This window comes from Lentilactobacillus parabuchneri DSM 5707 = NBRC 107865 (genome assembly GCF_001435315.1).
Taxonomy (GTDB): domain Bacteria; phylum Bacillota; class Bacilli; order Lactobacillales; family Lactobacillaceae; genus Lentilactobacillus; species Lentilactobacillus parabuchneri.
In genome coordinates this window covers 325,696-333,026 of record NZ_AZGK01000002.1, presented here as the reverse complement: position 1 = coordinate 333,026, position 7,331 = coordinate 325,696, and the positions used below count along the sequence as shown (strand labels likewise).

Below are 7,331 nucleotides of genomic sequence, written 5' to 3'. Positions count from 1 at the left end.
CCTACATTTTTAAACTGCCCTTGACACACTAAACGTTTTCCCGGATTACTTCTGTATCTACAACGAGTATCGTCTTAAATATCTCTGACGGTTCGTCGTGTTTTAACTTAACAAACTAATCATTAAACGAGCAGATGCAGTTACTTTATTTCCACAATTGGATCTAAAAATCGCAAACCAGTGAAAACCTAATTCCATTAGTTTGCGATTTCCCAGAGATGTACCCCGAAACCATGCCGCCTTCACTAAATTCGGGCGCTTTTTTACCGATCTATCTTTTTTAATTCATCCTGTTTTACCATTACTTTACCTTATTCACTTTATTCACCTTTAAACATAATATGTGCAGATTGACGTAGTTTAAATAGCACGTTATTAACGTCAACGCTTAAATCAAGCCATCGTCTATAGTCTTTTTGGTTACTGGAATCTTCAGGATCATTAATAATTCTGGCAAAATCTTTAGCTTCGGGAAGCATCGGGTTTTTATTGGACTTTTCCCCTATCATAAAGCTCTCGCCAACATCATTAACATAATTTACTTGCTGAATCTCTCCAGCATCATCAAGTTGAATTAAGTCCTTGAGCCCATATATCTCAGAGGTTGTATAAGAATTTGAAATTTTCGAAAAATTCAGAATAACATTGAACTTTTCATAACCTAATACTGCAGTTCCTTTCCCATCAACACCTGTTCGAACTAACTGTGGGTAATATACGAGTTCCTTAGGCTTACCAAACAGGCCAATTGCATCATAGACTGTATAAACGCCAAGATCTTGGAGGGCTCCACCAGCAAAATTTAAAGAAAAAACATTTGGTTCCTCCCCCTCAAGGACTTTGTCATAGCGTGAAGAATATTTAGAATACGTAAATTGAGCCCCTTGAACTGTTGGTAATTCATGCAATTTTTCTTGTATAACGTGAAAATTACTTGTGTGAATATTTCGGGCAGCTTCAAAGTATAAAACATCGGGGTACTGTTTTAATAAATCGATTATTTCGTTCATTTGCTTAGGATTCATAAATGCTGGTTTTTCAACAATCAGGTTTTTCTTATGAATAATAGCTTGCTTTGCCTGCTCAAAATGAATACTATTTGGCGATGCGACATAGAGCGTATCAAATGTCCCCTCTGTAAAAAATTGATCAAGATCATCAAATACTTCCTTTGCATTATTCTTCTTAGCAAATTGTTTTGCAGTTTCTATATGGCGAGAATAAACTGCATTTAAAGTGTAGTCCCCAGATTCCCGTGCCGCTTCAACAAATTGTTGTGTGATCCAATTGGTTCCGATAATTCCAAGATTAATCATATTACGCACAACCTTCCCAGTTTAATTATTAAAATCTACACTAACTTTAAATCAACACAAACTTGCTGACAACTGATGAAAAGTATTCCACTTTGAAATCAAAATATTTTTATTCTTGTGAAGGCTTTAACAGTACAGGGTTTGGCTATTAATCAAAATATTTTTTAAATAATTTACTTGAAAGCGATTCCAGATTATGCTAAATTATATTTTGGTAAATCGATTTAGTAAATCGTTTTTTCTTTCTAAAATCCAATTAAAACGATTTACCTAAAATAATTAAGGAAGTGGCCTTTTTGAACAAAGTAACAGTTCTAGGAAGTTTAAATGTTGATACCTCATTCAGGATTAAAAGTTTCCCTAAGCCCGGTGAAACAGTTCAAGTAAGCGAAAAAAGTAATGCTGCAGGCGGTAAAGGCGCTAACCAAGCTGTGGCAGCAGCAAGACAAGGTGCTAAAACTGCATTTATTGGGCAAATAGGTAATGATGGCGCTGGAAAGTTTATGCTCGATTCATTAAAAGCTGACAATATTGACAGCACTTATGTTAGTCAAAATGAAAGTGTTGGTACAGGCACAGCTAATATCATGCTAGATGAAGATGGCCAAAATTGTATTCTCGTTTATGGAGGTGCTAATCAGTCTTTAACTGATGATGATGTTTCTAAGGCCGAACCTATCATAAAAGATTCTGACTTCATCGTTGCACAATTTGAAACACCTGAACAAGCTGCAATTTCAGCATTTCAAATTGCTAAGAAAAATAACGTCATAACCGTTTTAAACCCGGCCCCCGCTCCAGCATCGGCCATTAACCCTGAATTATTAAAATTGACAGATATTATTGTGCCAAACGAGTTAGAAAGTGCCTCAATTACTGGAATCAAGATTACTAACGAAAATTCAATGATTAAGACAGCCGACACATTTGCTGGAATGGGCGTTCCAAACGTAATTATCACGATTGGTGATAAAGGAGCCTTCTACTCAACCAAAAATGGTCATGGACTTATTCCTGCATATAAAGTAAAAGCGGTTGATACCACAGCTGCTGGAGATACATTTATAGGGGCATTAGTATCACAAATCTCTCCTGACTTTTCCAATATTGTTGATGCAATCAAGTTTGCTGAACACGCAAGTTCATTAACCGTCCAGCGTTTAGGGGCTCAACCTTCGATTCCAACTTTAGAGGAAGTATTAAAAGTAGCTAAATAATTTATAAGAAAGCAATTTATAACGCAGATTGGAAGGAATTATACAATGAAAAAAACAACTGTTATCAACTCAGAATTATCAACGGTCATCGCCGGAATGGGCCATATGGACTGGTTAAGCATCGGTGACGCCGGCATGCCAGTACCGATGGGAACTAAGAAGATTGATTTGGCATTAACCAAAGAAATTCCAAGTTTCATGGATGTCTTAAAAAATATCCTTTCAGAACTTGAAGTTCAAAAAATCTACTTAGCTGATGAAATTAAAACCCAGAACCCGGAACAGTTAAAAGCTATTCAAGAAGCCATGCCTGGCGTTGAAATTGAATACATGCCTCACTCAGATCTCAAAAAGAACTTAGCAAATTGTCACGCTTTTGTGAGAACTGGCGAAATGACTGCGTTCTCGAACATTATTCTTGAATCTGGTGTAACTTTCTAAGCAATTATTTTATTAAAATTCTTTTTTCTGTCATAACTTAAGGAGGATCTAACCCATGGAAGCAAGTCGTCACGTTGTAGAAGAGAAGCATGGCTGGAAACAGTTTGCGGATGGTTATTTAAATAAAACGCCCCTTTTCCAATTCATTCTGGTCTCATTAATTTTCCCTCTTTGGGGAACAGCTGCTTCACTTAACGATATTTTGATCACACAATTTAAGAGTGTGTTCATGCTTAATGATGCTGCAACTGCATTTGTTCAAAGTGCATTTTACGGTGGATATTTTTTGATTGCTATCCCCGCATCGCTTGTAATTAAAAAACAAAGTTATAAATTTGCTATTATGACTGGTTTAGTATTTTATATTGTCGGATGTGGAATGTTTTTCCCCGCATCACACGTTGCTACTTACACAATGTTTTTAGCTGCTATTTTTGCCATTGCTGTTGGGTTAAGCTTCTTAGAGACGTCTTGTGATACCTACAGTTCAATGCTTGGACCTCGTAAGTATTCAAATATTCGTCTTAATATTTCTCAAACCTTAGTTCCTCTTGGCGATATTGCAGGAATTGTGCTGGGTAAGTACCTAATCTTTGGCTCCGTTGGTAATTTATCTGAGACTATGAGCCATATGCACGGCGCTGAGCGTCTCGCTTACGGCGAAAAGATGCTGCAACTTACCTTACAACCCTATAAGTACATTTTAATTGTTTTAATCATTATTTTAGCTGTCTTAGCCTTCACGCCAATGCCGAGCTCAAAAGCGGTCAGCTTGGATGAAAATAAAGATACGAAACCAAGCTTGGGAGAAACTATCAAGTATCTTGCTAAGAACTCACGATTCAAAAAAGGTATCATGGCACAATTCTTCTATGTTGGTATGCAAACGACAGTGTGGTCATTTACGATTCGTTTAGCGTTAAACTTAAATACTAGCATCTCTGATCGTGACGCAAGTACTTTTATGATCTATAGTTATGCCGCATGGTTTGTTGGAAAACTATTCGCCAACTATTTAATGAAAGATCACTCTATTACCGGTGTTCTTACTATTTTCTCCGCTATGGGAACAGTAACCTTAATCTTGGCAACTACAATTCCTAACATGACTGCCGTATGGATGGCTATTGCTGCTAGTTTCTTCTTTGGTCCCGAATGGCCAACAATTTATGCTCACACATTAGATACTGTTGAAGATAAGCGATTTACTGAAACTGCTGGTGCAATTGTTGTTATGGCGATTGTTGGTGGTGCAGTAATTCCCGCTATCCAAGGTCTGGTTTCAGACTTTACTGGTTCAATGCAAACATCATTCATTGTTCCAACACTTTGCTACGTTATCGTTACTATCTACTTCTTCTTTGAATACAGATTCGACCTTGCTCATCCGGACAAAATTGAACAAAATCAATAAGATTAATTGTAATGAACAGATTTTTTACACTAAAGCGCCCAGATCAAAATGATTTGGGCGCTTTAGCGTACTGCATAAAGGTCTAATAACTTTTTAGCTGCAAGCTCATCAACAACAAGAACATTAGCATATTTTCCGATCAAGGCTGCATGAATTGCCGCTAACTTTTTTTCTCCACCTGCAACTAAGATTGAATACGCTTTATTCTTCAATTTATCCAGTGGAATCGCAACTGTCCTGGCATCTAGGCTAATATCGGCGATACTCCCATCTTTAGTAATAAAGTGTGAAATTATGTCCCCAACAGCTTCTTTTTTTAGTCCTTCGATAGTTGCATTATCCAAATAACCCAATCTAAAAAGCATCGCATTTGCGCGGGTTGTCCCAACTGTAAAGATGGCTATATTGGCGTCTTCACCTTCCTGTATAACATTATTGATAAAACGATCTTTAATGGCCACAGATTTAATTTGTGGATCATCAAAAATCACTGGCAAAGGCAAAATACTCGCCTGAGTATGGAAGGCTCGATTAAAGTGCTTGGTTATGTCCGTTGAAAAATTGCTCTCATGAGAATTTGTAACACTTCCCTTTAACTGCACAACTTTGACATTCTGCCGCTGACTCTCATGGAGATGCTTGGCAATCGCTTCCATGGTTTTTCCCCAGTTAATCCCAATAATATCATTATCATTCACAATATCGTTTAGATATTCTGCAGTCGCATTCCCAAGAGAATTAAGAACACTTGTCTCAGTATGATCTTGCGGGAATGTAACTATTACCCTTTTTAGTCGATACTTCCTTTGTAGTTGTTTCTGAAGTGTATGAATATCCATAAATGGGTCAACAATTTCTATTTTGACAATTCCATTGTCGCGAGCACTTTGCAACGCTTTTGCAATCGTTGGTCTAGAGACGCCGATTTTCTTTGCAATCTCTATTTGGCTTAATCCATCTTGATAATATAGTCGGCTTATATTAATTATTCGCTTAAGCTGCTCATCTATTTGAGAACTTTTCATAGGTTTTCTTATCCCTTCACCAAATTCATTTTAAGTAACAGCATAACATAAGTATAATTGACAAATGTAAAATGTAAAGGTTTACATTTGCTATCCATGGTGGTACATTACTATTATAGAAGATGTTAAAAAAGGAGAATTACTCATGAATGATTTAAATCACTATATTGATCACACTTTATTGAAACCTGAAGCAACTGAACAGGATGTGGACCGAGTTGTAAAGGAAGCTATCGAACATCATTTTTACTCTGTCATGATTAATCCATATTGGGTGAGTCATGTTCACAGCTTATTAACAAATACAAATGTCAAAACAGCAACTGTAATCGGGTTTCCATTAGGTGCAAATACAACAAATATAAAGATTGCCGAGACAGACCAGGCTATCAAAGATGGAGCCGATGAAGTTGATATGGTCATGAACATTGGTGAATTCAAGGGTGGTAACTATAAAGCCGTTCAAAACGACATTGAATCTGTCGTTACAGCTGCCCACAAACAAAATACATTGATCAAAGTTATTATTGAAACTGCTTTACTAACCGATGATGAGATAGCCAAAGCGTCAGAGATCGTTGCAAATGCAGGTGCTGATTTTGTTAAAACTTCGACCGGATTTTCCACTAGCGGTGCAAAAGCACATGACGTTGCTATTATGAAACATACTGTTGGTGACCGAATTGAGGTAAAGGCTGCGGGCGGCATACATTCTGCACAAGATGCCGAAAACATGATCAATGCAGGTGCAACGCGTCTTGGAACTAGTGCAAGTATCGAAATTATTAGCAAAAATTAAATTTTAAGTCTTACAGAGAACCATTTTTGATTCTCTATTCTTTTAGAGACAAATGTAAGCGCTTTATATTTTAAGGAGATAACAATATGAACTCATTGAATTTAAACCACGATATGTTCAAAAGGATGCCATTTCAACTTTTTAAAAACGATAATTTCACTGTAACAACGTTTGTCTATGAATCTGGAATTGAAGGGATAAAACTTGAAAACTCTCGCGGAGCTTTGACCATCCTTCCCTTCCATGGCCTAATTATTTGGGATGCTGTGTTCGATAATATTTCACTTAAAATGAAAGACATGTTCAAACAACCTTTGCCAGGACCAGGTATTGCTGATACTTACGGATGCTTTCAATTCACGTCTGGATTACTAGCTAATGGAACACCTGGCCCAGATGATAATTATCAATTGCACGGTGAATTTCCAACGTCTGAAATGGACAATTCATACTTGGATTTTAGTGACAATGCCATAACTATTCATAGTAGTTATGAATATGTCAAAGGCTTTGGATATCATTATCTAGCTGAACCCGCCGTAACAATCCACAAAGATAGCGGATTGTTTGATATTCAGTTAAAGGTCACTAATCTTTCCAACTATCAGTCAATGCCACTCCAATACTTGTGCCATATGAATTATGCATACGTTGCTAATGCTAAAATGACCGCCAATGTCCCTGATAATGCATTTCAGCTTCGTCAAACAATCCCAGGGCATGTACACCCAACACCAGAATGGACGGCTTATAACGATCGTTTGAAAGCTTCTGGTGAGTTAATTAATAAACTTGATGATCCAAACCATTATGACCCAGAAATTGTATTCTTTTCTTCTAACTTAACAGAGTATGTGGATAATGCCGAATTTCGCGTAGATATTGGAGAAGGGAAAAATTTCTTGACCACGTTTTCAACTAAACAATTTCCAATCGGTACACGTTGGATATTATATAATCCAGATCAACAAGTAAATGCATTTGTGATTCCAGGTACCAGTACCCCAGAAGGATTTGTTGCCGCAAAAAAAGCTGGAACTTTAATTATGCTTAAAGCCCATGAATCTCGAGAGTTTAAAGTAACAACTGGCTTAGAAAAGTAGGAGGGAACAAAATATG

7 protein-coding genes are annotated in these 7,331 nt (G+C 37.0%); 5 read left to right on the top strand and 2 right to left on the bottom strand.

The window, feature by feature from the left end; genetic code table 11:
• Positions 1-320: 320 nt before the first annotated feature.
• Positions 321-1,316, bottom strand: a complete 996-nt coding sequence (locus FC51_RS03915) for a Gfo/Idh/MocA family protein (protein WP_057911202.1) — start codon at positions 1,314-1,316, stop codon at positions 321-323.
• A gap of 296 nt (positions 1,317-1,612) precedes the next feature.
• Between FC51_RS03915 and rbsK the strand changes: the two genes are divergently transcribed.
• The 3 genes from rbsK to fucP are packed head-to-tail and all read left to right on the top strand — an operon-like array spanning position 1,613 to position 4,388.
• Positions 1,613-2,533, top strand: a complete 921-nt coding sequence (gene rbsK, locus FC51_RS03910; RefSeq protein ID WP_057911201.1) for a ribokinase — start codon at positions 1,613-1,615, stop codon at positions 2,531-2,533.
• A gap of 45 nt (positions 2,534-2,578) precedes the next feature.
• Complete coding sequence (gene rbsD / locus FC51_RS03905; protein ID WP_057911200.1) at positions 2,579-2,974, top strand: D-ribose pyranase; 396 nt, start codon at positions 2,579-2,581, stop codon at positions 2,972-2,974.
• Positions 2,975-3,029: 55 nt separating this feature from the next.
• Positions 3,030-4,388: an L-fucose:H+ symporter permease gene (gene fucP, locus FC51_RS03900; protein ID WP_057911199.1), complete on the top strand. Its 1,359-nt coding sequence runs from the start codon at positions 3,030-3,032 to the stop codon at positions 4,386-4,388.
• A gap of 62 nt (positions 4,389-4,450) precedes the next feature.
• On the opposite strand, the gene FC51_RS03895 is transcribed toward fucP, so the two are convergent.
• Positions 4,451-5,413 (bottom strand): sugar-binding transcriptional regulator, encoded by a 963-nt coding sequence (locus FC51_RS03895; protein WP_057911198.1) that lies wholly within the window; start codon positions 5,411-5,413, stop codon positions 4,451-4,453.
• Between the two features lie 145 nt (positions 5,414-5,558).
• Between FC51_RS03895 and deoC the strand changes: the two genes are divergently transcribed.
• Both deoC and FC51_RS03885 read left to right on the top strand, forming a co-directional pair.
• Positions 5,559-6,212 (top strand): deoxyribose-phosphate aldolase, encoded by a 654-nt coding sequence (gene deoC / locus FC51_RS03890; protein WP_057911197.1) that lies wholly within the window; start codon positions 5,559-5,561, stop codon positions 6,210-6,212.
• A gap of 86 nt (positions 6,213-6,298) precedes the next feature.
• Positions 6,299-7,315: an aldose 1-epimerase family protein gene (locus FC51_RS03885; RefSeq protein WP_057911196.1), complete on the top strand. Its 1,017-nt coding sequence runs from the start codon at positions 6,299-6,301 to the stop codon at positions 7,313-7,315.
• The last annotated feature ends 16 nt before the right edge of the window (positions 7,316-7,331 follow it).